Source organism: Paenibacillus sp. CF095 (assembly GCF_900101225.1).
Classification (GTDB): Bacteria; Bacillota; Bacilli; order Paenibacillales; family Paenibacillaceae; genus Paenibacillus.
In genome coordinates this window covers 4,292,608-4,315,421 of record NZ_FMZN01000001.1, presented here as the reverse complement: position 1 = coordinate 4,315,421, position 22,814 = coordinate 4,292,608, and the positions used below count along the sequence as shown (strand labels likewise).

Below are 22,814 nucleotides of genomic sequence, written 5' to 3'. Positions count from 1 at the left end.
GGATATCTATTACATCCCGAGAAGGAGTGAGTGTCATGATTGATACGAAAAAAGGATTTCTGGGACCGGAACATGTAGATTTGTTAAATGGTGTGTTCCAAACATCACAAGAGGTGGGGGAGCGTTACCTGTTATCGCTGGATATTGATCGATTCCTGGCTCCATGCTTCGAAGCTCATGGTTTACCTGCCCAAAAAGAGCGTTACGCGGGTTGGGAGGCACGTACCATCAGCGGACATTCCCTCGGACATTATCTGTCTGCCCTGGCTGTGACGTATCAGGCAACCGGGAATATCACGTTAAAAGAAAGACTGGATTATGCGGTTACCGAACTGGCGAGAATCCAGCAGACCACGGGGAGCGGGTATATCGGTGGTTTGTCCGAAGAACCTTTCCACATGGCTTTTCGAGCAGAGAATATCGGTGGATTCAATATCGGTGAATACTGGGTTCCCTGGTACAGTGTGCACAAAATCTATCGTGGCCTGATTGATGCGTATAAACTCACTGGCAATAGACAGGCACTTGAAGTGGTTACTCGATTTGCAGACTGGGCGGTAGAAGGTTTGCTCCCGATGACAGAAGAACAGATGCAGACGATGCTTCAAAGTGAACACGGGGGCATGAATGAAGTATTTGCACACTTGTACGGGATCACGGGCAAGGCCTTATACCTTGAGATCGCTAACAAGTTCACCCATCAATTGATCCTGAGACCCTTGGAGCACAAGCAGGACGATCTTCAAGGCAAACACGCCAATACGCAGATTCCTAAAGTGATCGGTGCAGCCGAAATCTACAACCAGGATCACTCTCGCGAAAGTTATCGGACGGCGGCAGAATTTTTCTGGGACACCACCATTCATCATCGTTCCTACGTATTTGGTGCGACGAGCATCTCGGAGCATTACGAAGCAAAGGGCATGGAGAGTCTGGGCATCAAAACAGGAGAGAGCTGTTGTACTCACAACATGTTACATCTAACGAAGCAACTCTTCGCCTGGAATCACGATAGTGCCTACATGGACTATTATGAAAACGCCATCTATAATCACATCCTCGGCGCTCAGGACCCCGATACAGGGAACAAAACGTATTTTGCATCAACGCTGCAAGGCCACTACAAAATCTATGGTACTCACGATACCGCTTGGTGGTGCTGCACAGGATCAGGCATGGAGAACCCGGGCAAATATGCCGAGGCCATCTATTTTGAGGATGAACAGGACCTGTACGTCAACCTGTATATCGCTTCCCAATTGGATTGGGCGTTACAGGGATTATCCCTGAAGCTTGAAACCGACTTTCCTTATTCGGAAAAGGTGACCCTGACGATCACCGGAGGCAACGCCTCGGCCCATCTAAGATTACGCGTGCCCTCGTGGCTGCAACAGCCAATGACGGCAACGGTTAATGGGGATACGGAACATCCGTATACACGGATGGAACCCGGTTATCTTTCCATCGACCGCACTTGGACAACGGGCGATGTCATCACAATCACACTGCCGATGTCACTCCGCCAGTACACTTCCCGGGATGATGCCCACAAAGTAGCCTTCTTGTACGGCCCAATTGTACTCGCTGGTGCACTAGGAAACGAGGGTCTTCCCGAGGATACGATTGTGGACGAAACAGCGCTGAATCCCAAGACTGCACCTGTACCTGTAATCTGGACGGAGCAGGAGGATGTACGAGAGTGGATCAAGGTTGTGGATGCAGATACGTTAACATTTGAACTTAGCAAAGATGTTACTTCCACAGGCGAAGCCGTGAAGCTCATTCCGTTCTATGATGTGCATCACGAATTTTATACCGTGTACTGGCCGTTTAACGATGAAGGGGATGCGCTGGAGAAAGAGTTGAACGATATCACGATCGACAGGGTTCAGGCTGACGGTCAGCAGGATGAGATTGGACATCAACTGGATAGCAACTGCCGTGGGGAGCATCACAACGGTTCAACCACAGATGGCCGTAAGAAGTTGCATATGTGGCGAGAGGCTTTTGGCGTCAGTGGGGCTTACTTCAGTTACCAATTGGCGGTAGATCGCGAGACAACCAATTATCTATGTGTGGCCTATTGGGGCGGAGATCATTCCCCGTTTGAACGGGAAGGTACGTTATATGACAGACAATTCATCATCTCTGTGGATGGTACCGTCATCGGAGAGCAGCGAATTCATATGAACAAAATCGGCGAAGTGTTCTATGTGACCTATGATATTCCTGAGGCGGTTACATCAGGCAAAGACAGCGTTACGGTAATGTTCCAGGCGAAGGGCGACAATGGTTGTGCCGGAAAAGTTGTAGAGGTACGCACCACGCGAAGAAAACCGGAATCCATCTTTTCGTAATAAGAGGCATGGTGTGAAAAGGCGCAAAACACATCTAACGAACCACACACACCTTATATCGGGAATTGATGTGGTGGGAAATGTAACGAATCTCAGTGACGCTATTTTATTCGAAATAGGTGATATACAACTTCTACGCACCTAAAACGCGAATATAACGTGTCTCAGGTTCGTTACATTTTCAGATGAGTTGAAATGCACCAAATAGCGTCACCTCAGTTCGTTAGCTGTAGAATAAGGCATCAAGATTCTATATAAGAACACGAAAAATAATGAACCAATGCATAAGGGACAAAACCGGATGATCTCCGATTTGTCCTTTTTGCATTGCTACTTTTTCAGACAAGTCTTATATAAAAAATGACACGCGTAGCTATTTTCCACGTATTACCTGATAACATTTCTTCTCCACAATCTGCTGTCTCGTAAAACTCACTTTTTATGGATTGACCACAAAATTTCCTGCCAAGTTCCACGTTGTCCCTGAAAATATGAAATGGGATAAGCCCAAACCACGTATATTATGAGTATCCAAATATCCAATCATATCCACCTGAGAGCGTTAACATCATGTACAATAAGAATAAGTTGAACAGGAAAATTACGACATGAAGCACCAATATATAACATGAAAGGAGGTCGGATGATTGAACATGATCAAGTACATAAAATTGTTGGGATTAATCCTCAGTATTGTGGCTGTGAATGTTCTGGCATTCTCACCCGGCTTTATCGGACTGAATTTCGGGGAGGGTGCATTCACAACTGCGTTATCCGTTACCCTGTTGTTCGGCAGTGCAATGGCACTCTTGTATGGGAGTTACACCTTGCTGTTCAGACAGCCGGTAGTCCTGCCCGTGAAGCATATCGAAACACATGAAGATTATGTGGAAGCCTTATCTTTTTATAGACGCATCAAAGTCCTCGAAGAAGATATTACGCTGGGGCTGTCCCAACTTAGTCGAATGAAAAAGAAAAAAGAAACCCTCCTGAATGTGCTTCATCAACGGTTTGATCCCGGGGAACTGAGCTACAAGAAATTTGCTTCGGTCACAATGGAAGTGGAGAAGTTGTTATACCTGAACATTCGGAGTGTGCTGAACCGGTTGAATGTATTCGATGAAGCTGACTATGCCAACATGATGAAATCCAAATCCTCCACACTTCCCCAGAAACTTTTTCAGGAAAAAAACAAGGTATACAACGATTATCTGTCTTATGTGAAGAATGCACTCCACACCAATGAGGAGATTTTGCTCAAGCTCGATCAGTTGTTACTGGAGATTTCACGTCTCGACAGCTTTGAAGCCGGAGATATTGAACAGATGCCTTGTATGCAGGAGATTGATCAGTTAATCAAGCACACCAAATTATACAGACAGTGAGGGGTTGCTCGTATGGCCAAGAAGGGAAAGTTTTTTTTCATATCGATTGTAATGCTGGTACTCGTATTTGGTCTGGTCTATGCAGGGATTACACTGACGTCGAATTTTGGCAAGTCAACCACACAGGTGAGCACAGAGAATGCAGGTAAGGAACTGGGGAAACTGTACGCGGACATTGCGCCAGCGACGGCGGAACCGGTCAAAGGACAGATTGATCTCGACCCGGTCGATGTGGCAGAATCACTGCCGGATATCTCCAAATTTGCGATTTCCGTAGAGAATACAACGAATGATTACGTCGAAATCTTCTCTTCCACAGAGAAGTCAGGCAGCGGGGTAGACGGCTGGTTAACCGAAGTGGGCGAGGAGTTCAACAAAGCAAATATCACCGTTGGTGGGAAACAAGTATCGGTCAAAATCCGCAACATTGCCTCCGGAACGGCTGCCGATTATATCAAGTCTGGCAAGTATATGCCGGATGCATTCACACCTTCCAATGAACTGTGGGGCGAGATGGTTGAGGCCAGTGGGGTGAAAACAGAGATGGTATCCGAGCGATTGGTCGGGAATGTTCCGGGTATTGTTATCTCCAAAGCCAAATATGATGCACTGGTTGATACGTACGGCTCCGTTAATGTGAAAACCGTAACCGAAGCCATTGCCAACAATGAACTCGCGATGGGATATACCGATCCATTTGCCAGCTCCACAGGACTGAATTTCCTGGTGACCGCACTGAATACGTATGACAGCGCCAACCCGCTTGGCGAGAAGGCTATTGAAGGGTTCGAAAAATTCCAGACGAATGTACCGTTTACAGCGTCAACAACGATTCAGATGAGGGAGGCTGCGAAGTCCGGCAGACTGGATGCCTTTGTACTCGAATACCAGACGTATGTGAATACCGCTGATCTGAAGAGTGGATACGTATTTACACCATTTGGTGTGAGACATGATAGCCCGCTGTATGCATTGGGACAATTGCCGCAGAATAAAAAGGAGATTATCCAGAAGTTTGCGGAATTCGTAACCCAGGCGAAGTATCAACAATCGGCGGAGGAGTTTGGTTTCAACGGGTTGCAGGATTACAAATCCGAACTGGCCACTGTGGATGGGAGCACGTTGCTGTCCGCGCAGAAAGTCTGGAAAGAGAAGAAGAATGGCAGCAAACCGATTGCCGCTGTGTTCGTGACGGATGTATCCGGAAGCATGGACGGCGAACCGCTTAACCGACTGAAGGAGTCCCTGCGCAAAGGTCAGAAGTACTTGGGCACAGACAACAGTATTGGCCTGGTTTCTTACTCCAGCGGCGTAACCGTGAATCTGCCGATTGCCAAGTATGATACGAACCAGCAGTCCATGTTTGTTGGAACAGTAGATAGTCTGCAAGCTGGCGGTGGTACGGCGACCTTTGACGGGATCGTGGTGGCGATGAAGATGCTGGAAGATTATATGGTTGCTAATCCGAATGTGAAGCCGTTGATCTTTGTCCTGAGTGATGGCGAGACCAATGAAGGTCATACCCTGAAGGATATCCGTGATCTGGTCGAAACGTACAAAGTACCAATCTATACGATTGGGTACAACGCGGACATCAAGGCTTTGGAGAGCATCTCCAGCATTAACGAAGCCGCAAGCATCAATGCCGATACCGACGATGTCGTGTACAAGATCGGAAACCTGTTTAACGTACAGATGTAATCTAAAGGGGGAACTGTAGATGTCATTTTCAATGGAAATACCGAGCCAGAAGGAAATTCAGAAGGTGATTGAAGAAGAGGTAAAACCCGTGCCCGCCGAGGTTGCGGAGCTTCAACAAGTGGCAAATGCCAACGTAGAAATGATCATGACACTGGACCTCGAATCCCTGGAGAAGCGCAAAGAGATTTTGCAATCCATAGACGGTTTTGGCATGAACACGATGAGATCCTCTTCTGAGAAAAACGCCTTGCTTCAAGTCTCCGTTGGACATCTGTCCAAGACGGGAGACGAGGGCGGTCAGGTCGCCAAAGGCTTGACCGAGCTGCATATGCAACTGAAGGATCTCGACCCAAGCGTGGTCGACTTTGCCAAGACCGGTTTGCTCGGGAAATTGTTCAATCCGCTTCGCGCCTATTTCCTGAAATATCAGAAGGCTGACGCGGTCATCGCTGACATCGTAACCTCTTTGGATAAAGGCAGATCCACTCTCCGGAACGATAATACGACCCTGGAGATTGAACAGCAGAACCTGCGGGAACTCACCAAACGATTACAAAAGGAGATTCAGCTTGGTGTGCTCATGGATGAATCTATCGACGCGCAGATTGAAGCGGCCAAGGTCCGCAATGAAGACCCTGAGAAAGTCCGATTTATTACGGAAGAAGTACTGTTCCCGCTTCGTCAGCGGGTCATGGACCTACAACAGATGTTGGTTGTGAACCAGCAGGGCATCATGGCGATTGAAGTGGTCATCCGCAATAATAAGGAACTGATCCGAGGGGTAGACCGGGCGAAGAATGTAACGATCTCGGCATTGAAAATTGCCGTTACTGTCGCAAGTGCTTTGTATAACCAGAAAATTGTATTGCAGAAGATTGAATTGTTGAACCAGACAACCAATGATCTGATTGCTGGAACATCCAAGATGCTCAAGGATCAGGGCATTGCCATCCAGAAGCAGGCATATGAAGCCAGCATCTCCGTGGATACCATGAAACAGGCGTTCACCGATGTGTTGTCAGCGCTCGATTCAATTAGTCTTTATAAGCAGCAAGCCCTGCCAAGAATGCGCGAGACGATTAACCAGTTCCGTGAACTTGCGGATACCGGGGAGCAGCAGATTCAACGGTTGGAGAAGGGGCAGAAGCTGGGGTTGTGATCAGGAGAGTGCAACAAATGCTACGTATTAGATTGTTATCATAATTCATAATTAGAAAAAGCGACCGTTCCTCATTAAATATGAGGAACGGTCGCTTTTTGGGCTTCTATGAAGATTGGTACTAATGTAGATACCCGATATTCCGTGCATAAGGGTAGATCTGCTGCTCGTATTGGTCAAGTAGAACGCCAGCCGCACGTACTTTGGCACGACCTTGTTGCAGTATCTTAGAATTCACTTTGTTTTTAGAAACGGCTTGTTTGTACAACAAGTATCCTTCCAGCTGAAGGTAGCTTCCCTTGACATAATAGGCATGTATTTTCTTAAGTTCAGGATTGGAAGACTTGATTTGTTTTAACATGGATACCGTTTTTGTATAATTAGGGATCACCGTATTCGTAAGTTTGAGGTACATGGACTTGCGATTGGTTGAATTCACCTCACCTCCCACACTACCCAACGTGTCGACTGCTTTACTCTCATAAGGTACCAGACGAGATATTTGTTCAAGGTATTTTTTGAAATCCTTTTGATCTTTAGTGAGCTCCTGTTCTGCATCATCTAATTCTAAGTCGTCCGCAAAATCTTCACTAAACTCACTCTCTTCTTCACTATAACTCTGATCTGAATATGTAGAGGTTGCTTCTTTGGCTGCATTGGCAGAAGTGGTTGGAGAGAGAAGCACCCCGCCAAGCAAAACAAAACTGGTAATCAATGATATCATCCACGAATTCTTCAAATGTAATGTCATCCTCCTTTGGTTTGTATTCCATTGGATAACCTAACATATCATTACCAGAAATTACAGGAATACATTTACATAAATATGGTGATAAACCTGTCTTGAAATCCCTCTCAATGACCATTTTATAGAGAAATGTGGCGATCTGGATTTTCAGTCTTTTAACACGACATTGTCAGGCTTGTAATGGATGATCTTGAACAATTCCTCGGCCATGTAGGTGGGGCTGTGCTTGAAATCCTGTCTGATCCACTCCATGATCATGCCAAATATCGCATGAGATTGGTAGCTTGCCAATATTTCATGGTTGATGTGCGGAGGGAAGATGTGGTTCAGATCCTGTAAGGCCAGATCCCGAAGAACATCACAGATCATGCGCTGGAAGTTGGATGAAGCCTCAGATTTCACAACCAGTGTGTAGAATTGTGCGTGCTGGTGTACATGCTCAAATATAGTGATCGCCGAAGAGGGCATCAGATTGACTTCGAACTTTTCCTCATCCTGATAAGGTTTACGAAAAGAAGTTACCAGATCCTGAATCACATCATCGATGATTTCGTTGAACAGGTCTTCTTTGTACTGGTAATGCCTGTAGAAAGTTCCCCGATTCAAGTCGGCTCGCTGCACAATATCCGTAATCGATATTTCTTTAAAGGGATGTCTTTGCATCAAATGGATGAGTGCATCCTTCAGTGCAGCTTTTGATTTTTTAATCCTTCGGTCCATCGAATTCATAGTTTCAGACATCTATTATCCTCCTCGCGAGTTCACTTTATTAGTTAAAGTACATTCGGGCTTATAAGTGTTGTTTAACGTACAACTGGACAAGCTTTTACTGATTGAAGTGAAACGCTATGACTTATTATACTAAGGATAGGTGTTAATGAACATTTGTTTGTTAACTTATTGTAAACGAATACATGAAGGAGGATACAAAGAATGAAACTTCAAGATAAAGTTGCAGTTGTTACAGGTGCTGGTTCAGGTATGGGGAAAGCAATTGCCACGTTGTACGCCCAAGAAGGCGCGAAAGTCGTGGTATCGGATATTAACGAAGAATCCGCACAAGCGGTAGTTAATGATATTAAGGCCCAGGGCGGAGAAGCGATTGTCGTTCTGGCCAATGTAGCCAAAGAAGAAGACGTGCAGAATCTGATCGATACAACGGTGAGCACATATGGTACAGTAGATATTCTGATTAACAATGCGGGAATTATGGATGGCATGGAGCCGGCAGCAGATGTAACGGATGAGAAGTGGGAGAGATTGTTTGCTGTGAACACAACCAGTGTGATGCGGACAACGCGTAAAGTATTGCCGATCTTCCTGGAAAAACAAAAAGGTGTCATCGTGAATATTGCTTCAGCAGGTGGATTGCACGGCGGACGTGCAGGCGCAGCCTATACAGCTTCCAAACATGCGGTCGTAGGTTTCACTAAAAATACAGGGTACATGTATGCTGAGCAAGGCATCCGCTGTAACGCGATTGCTCCAGGAGCTGTGGCAACCAACATCAGCACATCCATGGCAGGTATTAGCCATTTCGGTGCAGGGCGGCAGCAGCTTGGGATGGCAATCAACCCACGCATCGGGACGAGCGAAGAGATCGCCAAAGTGGCCCTGTTCCTCGGATCTGACGAGTCCAGCTTCGTGAACGGAACTGTCGTTACAGCAGATGCTGGCTGGAGCTCTTACTAATCCACTCATGTGCAGTCGAGCATGGAGTACGGAAATATTGTGTGAATTAAGGAAGCCGCATAAGTATATGCGGCTTCTTTTTTGCACCTATGCACCTTACGTACGGTGGATATCAGCATCATATTCCGTATAGGACAAACGTTTGCATTACTACACGGATACCCGAAATGAATCAATCTGAGGGTGGCTTTGGCTTGGAAAAGAGTGAGGATTCACGCACGATTAGACGATGGGGGATAATGACCGGATTATGAAGCTGTGGTTCCCCACTAAGAATTTTTAACAATACCTGAACGGCTGTATAACCAAGCTGATAAGTCCCGATGTCGATAGAGCTTAGGGGTGGAGAAGCCAGTTCCGATAATGCAATATTGTTAAAACTGACCACACTGATATCTTCAGGTACCAGATAATGAAGCTCGGCAAGAGCTCTCAATACCCCAAAGGCCACATTGTCATCGATGACAACAATTGCGGTGGGTCTGTCCGGCAAGGACATGAACAGCGACATCGCTCTGAATCCACTTTCCTGCAGAAATTCGCCTTCCACAATCCAATCACTATCCGCATCCAGCCCGGCTTGGGCAAGCGCTTTTTGGTATCCTAACATACGATCATGCGATAACGTAATGTCCGGAGGACCGCTGACAAATCCGATTCGCGTATGTCCCTGAGCGATTAGATGATGAGTAGCATCATAAGCAGTCTGCACATTATCGTTATCCACCATGGGGGCATTTGGATGAGCTTCACTGCGACCGATTAACACAAAAGGAAACTTTTCCGCTTCCAAAAATGAAATGATAGGATCGTCTCGCTTGGACCCAAGCAGCAGAATGCCATCCACTCTACGGCCATGCACAAGGCGGGATATCGCATGCAGTTCATTGTCTGATGATGTTTCAGTTGTTAGCAGCAATTCATAATTCATACGGGTGGCATGTGTAATAATACCTCGCAGCAGTTCCCCGAAAAAGTAATTCTGAAACAACTCTTCTGCAGGACGCGGAAGCATAATCCCAAGGGTATGTGTTGTTTTGGAAACCAGGCTCTTCGCGATGATGTTGGGATGGTAGTTCAATTCTTTCATGATTTGCTTCACTTTGAGAGATGTCTTGGTGCTGATTCTGGGATGGTTGGAAATCACCCGTGACACTGTAGAAGGGGAAACACCCGCCAATTTGGCAATATCCTTGATCGTAATCATGTAAAAAATCCCTTCTGAACAATCGTATAAATATTCTCCTATGGTAATCCAAAGGATACGAGAAATCAATTGCTAACTGCCGAGTAAGGGATACACGTGAAGTAAATTTAAGGAAGAAAGAGTCAGAACAAGGAAACAGGAAATTACTGTAGGTAGAAGAGAGGAAATGGTTAAAATTGAGCAAATATGGCTTGTGCAAACGTTTGTGCAAAGAAAGTACATTATTGTATGATGTGATTGTTATTGTAGCGCTTACATCGTTGGATTTACATACTTCTTGACTTTTTTACCCCTACATATTGAACGGAGAGGTCATCTTGTCTTCCATTTGAGCAAACGTTTGTACAAATGGGAATATGGGATGCAAAACCTGACAACATACGCAGACAAAAGGGTGAAAAGCGCGAACTTTGTTGGACCAAGCAGAGGGAAGGGGACATTTTACATGAGAAAATGGCAAGGGGCAACATTGTCCGTCATGATGGCTTTTACACTGGCTGCGTGCGGGGCTGGAGGCGGAAGTCCATCTCCAACTACGGCAGGTGAGAATCCGGAGGAAGTTGTAGAGCTGACATCCGAGAACCTTCAACCGGAAGAAGGGGCGACCCTGGTGATCTGGGAGGATAAAAATCAAAGCAGCTTTATTGAGCAAAGGGTCAAAAAATTCGAAGAAAAATATGGGGTAACGGTCAAAATGGAGGAATTACCTCCAACCGATCAGGTAACCAAGCTGACGACGGATGGCCCAGCGGGTCTGGCGGCAGATGTGGTTGTTTTCCCGCATGATAAGATTGGTAGCGCTTCAGAGGCGGGACTTATTCTGCCCAATGACATATTCGAAGCAGAGACCGTAGAGAACACCAGTGACAACGCACTGAAGGCAGTGACGTTCAAGGATATCCTGTACGGCTATCCGTACAGCGTGGAGACCTATGCCATTTTCTATAACAAGGCACTCTATCCGGAAGCACCGAAAAACTTCGATGAGATTATCAGTTTCGCCAAGACATTCAATAATGTGAAGTCCAATCAGTATGCGCTGATGTGGGAACTGCAGCAATTTTACTATAACTATGCGTTCCTGGCTTCACAGGGCGGTTATATTTTTGGAGACAACGGGATGGATAGCACGGATCTCGGTCTGAATAACGAAGGAGCCCAGAAGGGTGGACAGTTCTTGCAGACGCTGAAGTCGGAAGTACTGCCGCTTAAGATGGGTGACGTGAACTATGATATCAAAAAAGGATTATTCTCCAGCGGTAAGCTGGCTATGGACATTAACGGTCCGTGGACCATTGCCGATTATCGCAATGCAGGTATTGATTTTGGCGTTGCTCCGCTTCCGGCAATCGATGGCAACCCGATGACCTCCTTCTCAGGTGTTAAAGCCTATTATGTGAATGCATTTACGCAATACCCGAATGCGTCGAAGCTCTTGGCAGCGTTCCTTTCCAATGAAGAAGCTCAGATGGAGAACTTTGACCTGAACGGTACACTTCCTGCGAACAAAAATGTAGCTGCTGATCCGAAGTTGCAAGAGGACCCAATCAACAAGGCATTCCTGGAACAGTTCAATAACTCAACACCAATGCCTTCGCTTCCTGCCATGGACAGCGTATGGGGACCAATCACGTCGGCCATTACGGATATATGGGATACCGATAAGGACGTGAAGGCATCACTGGACAATGCCGTGAAACAGATCCAGGAAAGCCTTGCTACCGTCCAATAGGGACGAATGACGAATGCGAAGATATGCATAATTACTGCATAAATTGAACTACATATTTACACAAAAACGTAGAGGACAGAAGAAAGATGAAGAAGTGAAACTAAAAGCTTTCTGAAAGAAAGCTACTTCGGAAGCTTATTCAGTCATCGGAGTGGTCAGTGTAAGTACACTTTTGTTCAATGTATGCAGGTTAGCAATAGACGGGGAGGAGAGAGCGAATGCAACAGCAGCATGTCCCGGTGCCCGTTGGACCGAACAGGGAAAGGCAGCACCGGATGACAGCGGCTATATGTTCCATCATACTGCAAGGTCTTGGACAGCTGTACAATCGACAGTGGATTAAGGGAATTTGTCTACTGTTACTGGAGGGAGCAGGGCTTGCGTACCTGCTTCCTCGCCTGTCACAGGCCGTATGGGGCATATGGACACTGGGGGAAAATACACAGCGTTTTGTCAAAGTGAATGGGTCTACCGTACTTCAAAGGGGAGACCATTCCATCTTTTTGCTGCTTGATGGCATTATCGTATTGCTGGTGTTTTTTGTGTTTATTCTGATCTATATCCTGAATATCCGGGATGCGTACGTCACGGGACTTGCGAGGGAGGAAGGCAAGCAGACCCTGGGCGCAGTGGCTTCGCTTCGGAACATGATGGACAAAAACTTTCCGTATCTGTTTCTGTCCATTCCGGCACTGGGGATACTCTTCTTCACCGTTATGCCCATCCTGTTTACAATCACGATTGCGTTTACCAACTATTCGGCCCCGGATCATATTCCGCCAGCCAAACTCGTGGACTGGGTAGGCTTCAAGACGTTCAGCGATTTGATCCAGCTGAAATCCTGGAGCCAGACATTCTACGGCGTTCTAACCTGGACGGTCATCTGGGCCATCCTGGCTACAGTCACCACCTATTTTGGTGGCGTGCTTGTGGCACTGTTGATTGAACAGCGGGGCATACGCTTCAAGAAGCTGTGGCGGACGATTTTTATTCTGCCTTATGCCATCCCGCAGATCATCTCCTTGCTGCTCATGCGTAATCTGTTCAATGGTCAGTTTGGTCCGATCAATACGTACATGAGAGCATTTGGGCTGGAGGGATTACCCTGGCTGACAGATCCGTTCTGGGCTAAGGTTACCGTCATTGTTGTCAACATGTGGATTGGTATTCCGGTCAGTATGGTGCTGATTCTGGGTGTATTGACAGCCATCCCTCGTGACCTCTATGAGGCTGCCGAAGTGGACGGAGCATCTGCGTTTCAGAAGTTCAGGATCATTACGATGCCGTTCATTCTTTTTGCCACAACTCCGGTACTCATCATGCAGTTCGCCGGAAACTTCAACAACTTCAATGTCATCTTCCTGCTGACCAACGGAAATCCACTGCGGGGAGACTACCAGTACGCAGGGGCAACGGACCTGCTGGTGACCTGGCTCTACAAGCTCACACTCGACAATAACAAGTTCAATATGGCTTCAGCGGTAGGGATTATCATCTTCCTTATAATCGCTTCATTCTCTATCTGGAACTTCCGCCGATCCAAATCATTCAAGGAGGAGGACATGATTCAATGAAGACACGTAATAATCCGCTGCGTTTGGCCCTGAGTTATGTGCTGTTGTTGATCATCGCCGTTGTCTCCATCTACCCCGTACTCTGGATCTTTCTCTCTTCCTTGAGACCCGGCGCGGCATTGTTCAGTGAACGGTTGTGGCCGGAAGCTTTCACGCTGACCCATTACGGTGAGCTGTTCAATAACCCGTCCTTTATGTACGGCAGATGGTATATGAATACGCTGAAAATTGCCTTTTTCACGATGATCTTCTCCACATTGATGGTGACACTTGGGATGTATGCCTTGTCCCGCTTCCGCTTCCGTGGACGTAAAACGATTCTCTCCACCATGCTGATCCTCGGCATGTTCCCAAGCTTTATGAGCATGATTGCAATCTATATCATTTTGCTGCAAATTAAATTGCTCGACACCCACGCTGCGCTTATTCTGGTTTATTCTTCAGGGGCGGTACTGGGTGGATTTATCGTCAAAGGTTTCTTTGATACGATTCCCCGCAGTCTGGATGAAGCGGCCCGCATGGATGGTGCGAGTCACCTGCGGGTATTCACCAGCATCATCCTGCCTTTATCCAAGCCGATGCTGACTTATGTGGCACTAACCAGTTTCACCGGTGCGTGGATGGATTTTATCTTCGCCCGGCTGGTGCTGCGGACGAAGGAGAACTGGACGCTCGCGGTGGGCATGTGGGACCTGGTCAACCGTTATCAGGACAGTAACTTTACGATGTTTGCTGCGGGCGCGGTACTGATCGCTATTCCAATTACCCTGCTGTTTGTGTTCCTGCAGCGTTTCCTTGTTCAAGGGCTAACGGCAGGAGCTTCCAAAGGGTAAACGCAGACTCCAGGAAGAAACATTATAGGACTAGGGACAATATCATCAGCTAAGCTAACGACCGCATGATTAGCCTCGCTAGCGTAACACTCACTTAACTCAGGCACTTCCGTAATGTCATGTCTTTGTCGACTGACAGAACTGCGGAAGTGCCTGATTCTGTATGGTCTCGAATCATGATTAGGGAGGAACGTGATGTATGGGCATGAACCCGTCCAGTGAGCCCGAGATTATGGGGTACCAAGATGGACAAGCTGCATTGTATAATACTAAAGCTCCGCCAACACTTTGGCGTAATGTTACCTTTCGAAGGATTTTGTACGGCTACGGCATCTCGGTCTTCGGGGATTGCTTCAATGGGATTGCGATCAGTCTGTGGGTGTTACAGACCACAGGCAGTGCAAAGAGCATGGCGGCCGTACAGATCTGCAATATGGCCGTCAGTTTTTTATTTGGATCGGTGGCAGGTACGGTCGCAGATCGATTGGATCGCAGGAAGCTGATGTTGGCGTCTGATGTATTTCGCGGTGTGATGGCTGTGCTGATTGCGATTAGCTTATTCGGTTGGCATGCGCCGTTCCCGGTGGTGCTGTTGTTGCTCTCACTGTCCATGTTTTCAAGTTTGTTTCAGGCACCTGCATTCCACGCCTCTGTAGCAAGTATGGTAGGCAGGGAGCATATTCAACAAGCAACCGGAACCATTCATATGGTGGATAATCTAGCCCGAATCAGCGGACTAGCCGCGGCGGGAGTAGCTGTTGCTGCATTTGGAGGATTTGTCGCCATATTAATTACGGGGGCAACCTTTCTGTTGTCGGCAGTCTGTGTGCTGATGGCGGGTCGCTTTCCTGAGGTACAGCGATCCGCTAGTCAGCAGACCACGTTTGCTCAGGAATGGCGCAGTTCGTTTAGCTACATCTATCGGAATCGTCTGATTCGATCCATCGTATTGCTCAATCCGGTGCTGATTTTGTTTTTCATGTCAGCCATGATGCTGGTCCAAGTGATGGCGGTCAAGGTATGGGAGGCGAATCCGGTACAGTTTGGATTAATTGAAACCTGTATTCCACTTGGATATATGATTGGCTCTGCAATGCTGATTGCTTCGGGGAAACGATTGAAGCGAAGAGGGAGATGGGTATTTATCGGTCTGATTGTATTAGGACCACTCTATATTTTTTTGGCGAATGTATCCTCGCCAATCATGGCGTTGCCGTTCATCGTGGGTGGAGGTACGATGTTTGCCTGCTGTACGATGCTCACTCAGATTATGCTGAGGACAGCCGTTCCGGACGAGCTGCAAGGAAGGGTCTATGGTGTGGTTGGAACAATCACCAGTACAGCGCCTATTCTGGGATTGACGGTTGTCTCCGTATTGGCAGATCAATGGGGGGCAGCTTCTGTGCTGCAAGGCGTGGGCATATTACTGCTGGCAACAGGTATTCTGGCCGCTACAACACTGAAGTCGATCCGAACCTATCAATGACATTTTATGATACATCAAAATGATATGAATTGAACCCACACGTACACATTCAACAGAGAGAGGATAGAAGCAATCTAAGCAACCTGGCTAGGTACAGCAAAACCCGGAGCATACGCTGCGTTAGCGTAACTCCGGGTTAGCTTGTGGACTGAAAATTTTATTGCCAGTTTACATTTACAGTCGCAGTACCGCTGGTTGGTGTGGTGAACGTGTGGTTGGAACCACCTTCCCACGTAATGGTTGCACCATTTTTCTTGAAGAATTTGAACTCCAGTTGTTTCCCGGCTGGCACGCTCACATCATAGTACCAAGTTGGGTAGGCGTGGATGACCTGATTGAATGCAGGTCCAATAGCTGTTGTGCCCGTACTCCAGTTGCCTAGTTCTGCTACGTTACCCGTCAGATAGATGTTCTGACCCAGTGTGGTGGAAGCATTGTTAATGACAAATCGTACAGTGACCTGATCACCCGTAAGTATGGTGAAGTTGTTATACGCATTGCTGTTGACTCCATTCGCAGCTACTTTTACAGCGTAATTGCCTGCTGCAACCGCTGGGATCGTCACTTTGATCTGTGTATCTTCCCAGGATGTGATCGCAGCACCGGTAACGGCAGTTGTACCGAAGTATACGGTACCTTTGGTGGAGCCAAATCCACGTCCACTAATGGTAACGACATTACCCGGTTTGCCCATCACGGGACCTACATGTCCGATCGTTGGTGTTGTCTCGCTTGTTGTATATTGCCATACCGCGGTTGCTCCGGCTGCCAGTGTGAATGAAGAGACGTTGCCATTGGTGGAAGTGATGTTATTACCGTTCAGTGCACCGCCCAGTACATCGGTGTAGTTGCCTGTTGGCAGTGAAGTGCTTAGATTTGCAATGCTTGCTGGTGTGGAGAGATTACGGTTCACCGCAACAACAGCTACACTTTTGCCGAATTTGCGTTCATAGATATACACATCATTATTGATCCAGCGTTGCTGAGTGGAGCCATAGGCGATTGCCGGATTGGATTTGCGCAGAGGTGCCAGCTTGCTGATCACGTTAAAAGCAGTGGTTGTTTTGGAGAAGGAAGGCATTTTGGCCCGATTATCAGGGTCTCCGTTTCCAGTCAGATACTGCTCGGTACCATAATAGATAGCAGGTACGCCGCGTGAAGTCAGCGTGAAGGCCAGCGCCTGTTCCAGACGACGATTGTTGACGGCACTTGTTTTGAATCGATCCATATCATGGTTGTCGATGAACGTGACTTGGTCATTCACCTGATTGTAATCTGCCGCTGTGCCTGTAATCATCGAATCCAGAGCATACATGTTGGATGTGTTATCCCGGAAGACATCGCGCACAGCAGAGTTAAAGCGGAAATCAAGCAGGCTCATCCCGGATTCGTTGGCAAATTCCGTGTTATCCGCATCGGATGCAGCAGATCCCAAGAACCATTCACCAAAGGTGAATACAGGTTTATGTGCATAGATGGAGGACATCCAGCTCTTTTGCCAGCCGAGAGGCATATGTTTCACCGCATCAACGCGAATACCATCCACGCCCATATCAAGCCATAGCTTGATTGCATCTTTGAAATATTGATCAATGGTACTGTTATTGTGATTCAGGTCAGCGAGGTCATAGAGGTTTTTGTAGATACCATTCTCCAGGGAGGAAAAATCGGAGCCGCCGTTGTGATGGAAATATCCATTTGTATCATTCGTGTATCCGCCAACAAGATTACCATTATCGTACAACTTGCCATTCTCAGCAAAAGACGTATCGGTTTCCATGGCAGGAGACGTGTGATTTGGGGCAAAGTCAATCACGATCTTGATGCCTTTGGCATGAGCGGTTGTAATCAGATTTTGAAAATCAGCCATCGTTCCGAAATACGGATTGGTCTTCTTGAAATCACGTGCCCAGTAGCCATGATACGCTGTGTTGATCACGCCGCCGTAGTTGATTGTGGCGAAGATATTTTCGACCGGTTGGGAGATCCACAGTGCCGTAACGCCCAGATCGCTGAAATAGTTATCGTTGATTTTGTTGATCAAACCCTGCCAGTCGCCTCCGCAATACAACTTCAGGTTACTACAAGTGGCATCGTAGGCAGCTCCGGTAGGATTGTTGGAAGGATTGCCGTCCAGGAAGCGATCTGTAAAGATCTGATAGATGACGTCTGTACTAAAGTTCTGCTTGTTGGTAACCGCGGTATCCGCATCGGCATAGATCGCTGAAGCAGGCAGATAGGGAAGTGCGCCCCCTGCAAGTAAACTGAGTGTCAGTGTTGTGCTGAGGAGTACGCGTTTGGCCATTTGAAACATAGTAATCCACCCTTCTCGTGAATGTAGTAGTTTAGATAAACAACCAACTTGGCTCTTGAATAATAGCGCTTTCAATACAACGGAGTGTTACGCGGTGGATAGAAGACTTCCCTCCTTTTGACACGCTAACAACCCCGGCATCTCCTTCGGGAGTTACCGGGGTTGTCCTAAACCGCTCAGGTTTAAAAGCATGGCCCTCGAGTTATGATCACAACGTTATCGTAAGAAATATTGGATCTTATGTCAATAACTTTTTTGGGAGCATTTATTTTCTATTTTTATGTTTACAAAAGCATGTCCGGGGATTTAAACTATTCGCAGATTCACAATATAAGGGCTATGTATCCCGGAACACTTACGTGTGTTCTGGGACAACCCCGTCTCTTCTGAGGCGGGGTTATTTGTTTGTATTATGCAGTCGAATCGGGAGAAGAGAGGCGGTTGATGATCGTTGAGTACCCATTCTGTCATTGAATGTTTGGAAGGCATTCAGGCATCGCGGCTGGGCAATATCCGCAACATTTATGTGTACCTCCCGCCTGGTTACCATGAGCAGACAGCCCGGCATTACCCAGTTCTGTACGTTCATGCAGGGCAGCGGGCTTTTGGTCCATCCGGGCCAGGCAATGAAACATGGAATATGGACCAGGCAGCAGACGCTCTTATTTCCTCCGGGCAGATTGAATCCCTGATTATTGTCGGCATTACGCATGTCCGTCCAGTCACGCACAACGAATTCTATCACTTCATCGCTCCCGAGAGAGAGGCTGTGAGTGTGGGTTGCTCAGGTATCGCCTATGAGCATTTCATCATTCATGAACTCAAGCCGATCATTGATCATCGATACCGGACGTTGCCGAACAAGGAGAATACCGGGCTGTTGGGTTCATCTGCCGCGGCACTTTGTACATTGCACATGGGGATGCGAAATCCGGATGTTTTCGGAAAACTGATCATGATGTCGCCATTCTATGTGGATGTGCAGCTGGACGAAACATCGGAAAGTGGACTGTTGGAAGAGAACATGTATCGCTTGCCAGAAGAGGTACCCGACGTTCGAATGTGGATGGATATTGGAGATACGGAAGGTCTGTTTCTGCCTTCCCAGGTCAGAAGGGTAGCTCATCAATTACTTGAACGCGGAGTAGGATCGGGTGAGGAATTGGCATTTCTGGAACAGCAGGGTGCCTGTCATCAGGAGGGTGACTGGGGAGCACGCGTTCACCTCCCGTTACTGTACATGTTCGGCCACGTGGGTAAGCCCTCCTCGCTCGAACTGCTTGGAAGGGATGTCATCGGACTAGAGGGTGGAATGACCGTTTGTATCAATGCACAAATGCACTACGAGACTGGGTTGGTTCAGAGTCTGCTTCATGGGAATTATACTTCGAGTGACCCGAATGTACTTCAGGTTCATGCGAGTGGAGAGTTGGTGCCTGTTGGTATTGGATGTGCATCTATCACGCTGAATATGGGGGAACTGTCTGCTACACGCATCTACACGGTTGTTCCTGAATTGTCCACTCATGTGGAGGTCTGCATTCGTGCAGAGGTAGCTCCCGACGAAGACTCGGAGGAAACAATATATGGTGGCATGGGCATGAAGCTTGTCCGTTCCGGTAAAGGTCGATATGAAGGTTGTTACCGAGTCCCGCGTGATAGTGGTTTTTCCTTCCGATTTACTCGCGGTTTCCGTCGTTTCGAGACCGAAGTGGATGGCAAACCTATTGCCAATCGGGTATTTCGAGCGACAGATGATATGTCTGTGCATTACCTAATCCAATCCTGGGGCAGTACGTCAGCCAAAACGGGAACAGGAGGCCCAAAATGATCATTCCTTCATTCGCTCCAGTGCTGGACATTCCCTATTATTATCCCTGCAATTTTCCTCTGATTCATGAAGTGCTCCATAGACAAGGATCCATCACAAGTCTTGCACTGCTGGCGGCAAGTCGGTTGTACAGTCTTCCTTCGTGCGGGGATAACGGACTGGTGAAGCCTTATTTTCACAAACTGGATTATGTAGAGCCGATCTGGGAGATGTATGGTCAGCGGCAGCTGGACAGCTTCGAGGAAGGCGAGGCGGAGATCAGGCAGCATATCGGCGAAGGTGGGCTTTTTTTGGCTACAGGAACCAGTTATCATCTGCCTTACTGTGAGGATTATCAGAATCCCGAGTACATTCGCAAACACGTGAAGCAAGGCTCCCGACTGCATCTGGTAGATCATTGGATTGCCGTATATGGCTTGGAAGATGAGCATGTTCACGTCTACGATCCCGTGCCCTCCAAGTATAAGGGAAGGGTTACTCAAGCAGCCTTTCATGATTTCTGGAAAGGGAACCAAAGCATACCCGAGCTTGCTCAGGCCAAGCGCAAAGAAGAACTCCGAACGTATGGAACCATGGACATTCGGGCGACTGTAAAGCTTGACTCTGCCGGGTACCGAGACATGTTGACTCAGGCGTTAACAACGCAGATTGAAGAGTTTCTAACAGGCCGGACGATTACACAAGGAGAGCGGAATTATCATTTTGGACATGCGGTATCGCTGCAATTGTTACATGCACTGCATGTGGCGAATGAAGGGGAGCAGGCCAATGAAATGCTGATATCCAGTCTGCTGTTTGATATGCGATGGAGCCGGTATTTTCTTCGAGATCTTCTTCAGGAATCTGCCTTATGGCTCGGTTCTCCACTTGATCAATATGGGAGAGAATTCAGCGACATTATTGTACGTTGGGAGAAGGCCTACAATATGCTTCAGGTCAGTCGGATAAAGCAGCGTGAGCACTGGAAAGTACAGCTAACAGGTGTCATTAAAATGTTGGTCACGGATGAATGGCACTGGTATGAATCACTTCGGCAGTCCATATCTCAGGCAGATTGCTTCCCACGTCAGACTGTGTCGATGATTGGACAAGAACACAGGGAGGATTTGCTCCGTATCGTGCTGGATAGTTGCCGGGAGTTAAATGCATACCATAATACATCGATTCCGCTTGGTGAGGGTGGTAACGCTCCGCTATATGGACGAAATGGGCAACTAGATTCGCTGGAACTCGTGTCCTTGCTTGCAGTGGTAGAGCAGGGAATCGAAGATCGATGGGGGACGGGGATGGGAGCCGCACTGGCGGAGATGGCTGCTGCTTCTATGCCGGAAAGCCCGTATCAGACCGTGGGTTCACTTGTTGATTATCTCGCACAGCAATGGGCGCCTGCCGGTGAGGAGGATGCAAGATGTTGAACCAATTCTTGCTTGAACGATTCGCGGAACAGGGACAGCAACCTGCACTGATCTGGAAGGATCGGGAGTACAGCTACAGTTGGCTGCTGGAACAGGTTGACATCATGAGTGAGTGGATTACAGCAGAAGGGCTGACTGGGCAACTTGTAACGCTGGAGGAAGACTATTCCCCATATGCGGCGGCAGCATTGGTTGCTTTGCTCGGACAAGGGTGTATCGTGCTTCCCATGGATCGGTACCTGGTCGAAGCCAAACGACAGGAATACATCGAACTGGCACAGGTGAAATGGCGTTTGGGCGTTGAAGAAGGCAAGTTGTGCATTCGGCAAACATGTGAATTATCTGGAGAGGTTCCCGTGTTGTTATCCTCGCTGGCACAGGAGGGCGTAGGGGGCCTAGTACTCTTTTCATCCGGATCAACCGGAGTGAGTAAAGCGACTGTGCATCGTGCAGATCGGCTGTTACATCGTTTTCGGCGGCAGGTTCGGCCCTTGCGAACGATTCCATTTATGATGTTTGATCATATCGGCGGTGTGAATACAATGCTGCAATCCCTGTCCAGTGGGGGCTGTCTTTGTATCATTGCGGATCGATCTCCCGAAGAAGTGTGCCGAACGATTGAGAAGTTTCGTGTGCAGGCTCTTCCGGTCTCTCCAACATTCATGAATCTGTTGCTGCTGGGCAGAAATGATGAGGGGTATGATCTGTCGAGTCTCGAAGTTGTGTCATACGGATCGGAAGTGATGCCTGAATCCGTACTGGCAGCCTGGAACCGGAGATTTCCACAACTAAGGACGATACAAGCCTATGGCATGTCTGAACTTGGCATTCTGCCAACCCGCTCCAAAGAGCCAGGTTCTCTGCTGTTCTCCATTCAAGATGAAGAGGTCAAGTATCGGGTGGTGGAAGGAGAATTGCAGATTCATACAGCAACAGCGATGATCGGATATTTGAATGCACCATCACCTTTTACAGAGGATGGGTGGCTGCGAACTGGCGATGAAGCTGTGCTGGAGCAGGGGTACATTCGTATTCTGGGCCGCCGTTCCGAGATCATTAATGTAGGTGGACGGAAAGTGTATCCTGCCGAGGTCGAGGGTGTTCTGGAAGAGATGGAATGTATTGAAGCGGCCGTAGTTTCGGGAGAACAGAGTGGTATCACGGGTCAGAGGGTGAAGGTGACTGTCCGGCTGGCTGCGGAGTGTACTCTCACCGATCTGCGGCGGTCCATCTGGGAATATTGTCAGGACAAGCTGCCTTCATACAAGATTCCGCAGAAAATCGTAATTACACAGGAAGCTCTCGTAAGTTCAAGAATGAAGAAAATACGAAAACCGATGACTTCGATATCCTTCGCCTCAGCTGGGAAATAGGTCGCTG

General features: G+C 47.7%; 16 protein-coding genes. 12 read left to right on the top strand and 4 right to left on the bottom strand.

Annotated features, from left to right (window positions below; translation table 11 throughout):
• Positions 1-35: 35 nt before the first annotated feature.
• From BLS69_RS19045 to BLS69_RS19030, 4 genes are all read left to right on the top strand, one after another.
• Positions 36-2,357: a beta-L-arabinofuranosidase domain-containing protein gene (locus BLS69_RS19045; RefSeq protein ID WP_091034578.1), complete on the top strand. Its 2,322-nt coding sequence runs from the start codon at positions 36-38 to the stop codon at positions 2,355-2,357.
• 653 nt (positions 2,358-3,010) lie between these two features.
• A complete protein-coding gene (locus BLS69_RS19040) occupies positions 3,011-3,742 on the top strand; it encodes a hypothetical protein (protein WP_091035155.1) in 732 nt (243 codons plus the stop codon).
• 12 nt (positions 3,743-3,754) lie between these two features.
• Complete coding sequence (locus BLS69_RS19035) at positions 3,755-5,443, top strand: vWA domain-containing protein (protein WP_091034576.1); 1,689 nt, start codon at positions 3,755-3,757, stop codon at positions 5,441-5,443.
• 19 nt (positions 5,444-5,462) lie between these two features.
• Positions 5,463-6,602, top strand: a complete 1,140-nt coding sequence (locus tag BLS69_RS19030; protein ID WP_091034573.1) for a toxic anion resistance protein — start codon at positions 5,463-5,465, stop codon at positions 6,600-6,602.
• Positions 6,603-6,723: 121 nt separating this feature from the next.
• Here the strand turns inward: BLS69_RS19030 and BLS69_RS19025 are convergent, their stop codons facing one another.
• Both BLS69_RS19025 and BLS69_RS19020 read right to left on the bottom strand, forming a co-directional pair.
• Positions 6,724-7,341 carry a hypothetical protein gene (locus BLS69_RS19025; protein ID WP_091034571.1) on the bottom strand — a complete coding sequence of 206 codons (618 nt, stop codon included), beginning with the start codon at positions 7,339-7,341 and terminating at the stop codon, positions 6,724-6,726.
• Between the two features lie 156 nt (positions 7,342-7,497).
• Positions 7,498-8,091 (bottom strand): TetR/AcrR family transcriptional regulator, encoded by a 594-nt coding sequence (locus tag BLS69_RS19020; protein WP_091034568.1) that lies wholly within the window; start codon positions 8,089-8,091, stop codon positions 7,498-7,500.
• Positions 8,092-8,283: 192 nt separating this feature from the next.
• On the opposite strand from BLS69_RS19020, the gene BLS69_RS19015 reads away from it, so the two are divergent.
• The gene (locus BLS69_RS19015; RefSeq protein WP_091034565.1) at positions 8,284-9,042 is read left to right on the top strand and encodes an SDR family oxidoreductase; all 759 of its coding nucleotides are present in this window, start codon (positions 8,284-8,286) and stop codon (positions 9,040-9,042) included.
• Positions 9,043-9,214: 172 nt separating this feature from the next.
• Here BLS69_RS19015 and BLS69_RS19010 read toward each other — a convergent pair whose 3' ends face one another.
• Positions 9,215-10,249, bottom strand: coding sequence for a LacI family DNA-binding transcriptional regulator (locus tag BLS69_RS19010; protein ID WP_091034562.1), 1,035 nt, complete (start codon positions 10,247-10,249; stop codon positions 9,215-9,217).
• Positions 10,250-10,694: 445 nt separating this feature from the next.
• On the opposite strand from BLS69_RS19010, the gene BLS69_RS19005 reads away from it, so the two are divergent.
• The 4 genes from BLS69_RS19005 (at position 10,695) to BLS69_RS18990 (ending at position 15,874) form a co-directional block, all read left to right on the top strand.
• On the top strand, positions 10,695-11,981 hold the full coding sequence (locus BLS69_RS19005; protein WP_091034558.1) for a sugar ABC transporter substrate-binding protein: 1,287 nt from the start codon (positions 10,695-10,697) through the stop codon (positions 11,979-11,981).
• Positions 11,982-12,199: 218 nt separating this feature from the next.
• Entirely contained in the window at positions 12,200-13,555 is a 1,356-nt protein-coding gene (locus BLS69_RS19000; protein WP_091034554.1) for a sugar ABC transporter permease, read from the top strand.
• Positions 13,552-14,388 carry a sugar ABC transporter permease gene (locus BLS69_RS18995; protein WP_017690474.1) on the top strand — a complete coding sequence of 279 codons (837 nt, stop codon included), beginning with the start codon at positions 13,552-13,554 and terminating at the stop codon, positions 14,386-14,388. The genes BLS69_RS19000 and BLS69_RS18995 overlap by 4 nt, the downstream gene beginning before the upstream one ends.
• 199 nt (positions 14,389-14,587) lie before the next feature.
• The gene (locus BLS69_RS18990; protein WP_091034551.1) at positions 14,588-15,874 is read left to right on the top strand and encodes an MFS transporter; all 1,287 of its coding nucleotides are present in this window, start codon (positions 14,588-14,590) and stop codon (positions 15,872-15,874) included.
• Positions 15,875-16,031: 157 nt separating this feature from the next.
• Here the strand turns inward: BLS69_RS18990 and BLS69_RS18985 are convergent, their stop codons facing one another.
• Positions 16,032-18,188, bottom strand: a complete 2,157-nt coding sequence (locus tag BLS69_RS18985; protein ID WP_091034548.1) for an alpha-amylase family glycosyl hydrolase — start codon at positions 18,186-18,188, stop codon at positions 16,032-16,034.
• Between the two features lie 451 nt (positions 18,189-18,639).
• On the opposite strand from BLS69_RS18985, the gene BLS69_RS18980 reads away from it, so the two are divergent.
• Genes BLS69_RS18980 through BLS69_RS18970 form a run of 3 tightly spaced genes read left to right on the top strand, consistent with a single transcriptional unit; the run spans position 18,640 to position 22,807 of the window.
• A complete protein-coding gene (locus BLS69_RS18980; RefSeq protein WP_091034545.1) occupies positions 18,640-20,019 on the top strand; it encodes an alpha/beta hydrolase in 1,380 nt (459 codons plus the stop codon).
• The gene (locus BLS69_RS18975; protein ID WP_091034541.1) at positions 20,016-21,434 is read left to right on the top strand and encodes a cysteine peptidase family C39 domain-containing protein; all 1,419 of its coding nucleotides are present in this window, start codon (positions 20,016-20,018) and stop codon (positions 21,432-21,434) included. Before BLS69_RS18980 ends, BLS69_RS18975 begins: the two co-directional genes overlap by 4 nt.
• On the top strand, positions 21,428-22,807 hold the full coding sequence (locus BLS69_RS18970) for an ANL family adenylate-forming protein (protein WP_091034538.1): 1,380 nt from the start codon (positions 21,428-21,430) through the stop codon (positions 22,805-22,807). The genes BLS69_RS18975 and BLS69_RS18970 overlap by 7 nt, the downstream gene beginning before the upstream one ends.
• Positions 22,808-22,814 lie beyond the last annotated feature (7 nt).

Excerpts from the sequence above, each read along its gene's own strand:
- BLS69_RS19020 (WP_091034568.1), bottom strand. The coding sequence starts at position 8,091 with ATGTCTGAAACTATGAATTCGATGGACCGAAGGATTAAAAAATCAAAA.
- BLS69_RS19010 (WP_091034562.1), bottom strand. The coding sequence starts at position 10,249 with ATGATTACGATCAAGGATATTGCCAAATTGGCGGGTGTTTCCCCTTCT.
- BLS69_RS18975 (WP_091034541.1), top strand. The coding sequence starts at position 20,016 with ATGATCATTCCTTCATTCGCTCCAGTGCTGGACATTCCCTATTATTAT.
- BLS69_RS19030 (WP_091034573.1), top strand. The coding sequence starts at position 5,463 with ATGTCATTTTCAATGGAAATACCGAGCCAGAAGGAAATTCAGAAGGTG.
- BLS69_RS18990 (WP_091034551.1), top strand. The coding sequence starts at position 14,588 with ATGGGCATGAACCCGTCCAGTGAGCCCGAGATTATGGGGTACCAAGAT.
- BLS69_RS18970 (WP_091034538.1), top strand. The coding sequence starts at position 21,428 with ATGTTGAACCAATTCTTGCTTGAACGATTCGCGGAACAGGGACAGCAA.
- BLS69_RS19000 (WP_091034554.1), top strand. The coding sequence starts at position 12,200 with ATGCAACAGCAGCATGTCCCGGTGCCCGTTGGACCGAACAGGGAAAGG.
- BLS69_RS18995 (WP_017690474.1), top strand. The coding sequence starts at position 13,552 with ATGAAGACACGTAATAATCCGCTGCGTTTGGCCCTGAGTTATGTGCTG.
- BLS69_RS19040 (WP_091035155.1), top strand. The coding sequence starts at position 3,011 with ATGATCAAGTACATAAAATTGTTGGGATTAATCCTCAGTATTGTGGCT.
- BLS69_RS19035 (WP_091034576.1), top strand. The coding sequence starts at position 3,755 with ATGGCCAAGAAGGGAAAGTTTTTTTTCATATCGATTGTAATGCTGGTA.
- BLS69_RS19015 (WP_091034565.1), top strand. The coding sequence starts at position 8,284 with ATGAAACTTCAAGATAAAGTTGCAGTTGTTACAGGTGCTGGTTCAGGT.
- BLS69_RS19005 (WP_091034558.1), top strand. The coding sequence starts at position 10,695 with ATGAGAAAATGGCAAGGGGCAACATTGTCCGTCATGATGGCTTTTACA.
- BLS69_RS18985 (WP_091034548.1), bottom strand. The coding sequence starts at position 18,188 with ATGTTTCAAATGGCCAAACGCGTACTCCTCAGCACAACACTGACACTC.
- BLS69_RS19045 (WP_091034578.1), top strand. The coding sequence starts at position 36 with ATGATTGATACGAAAAAAGGATTTCTGGGACCGGAACATGTAGATTTG.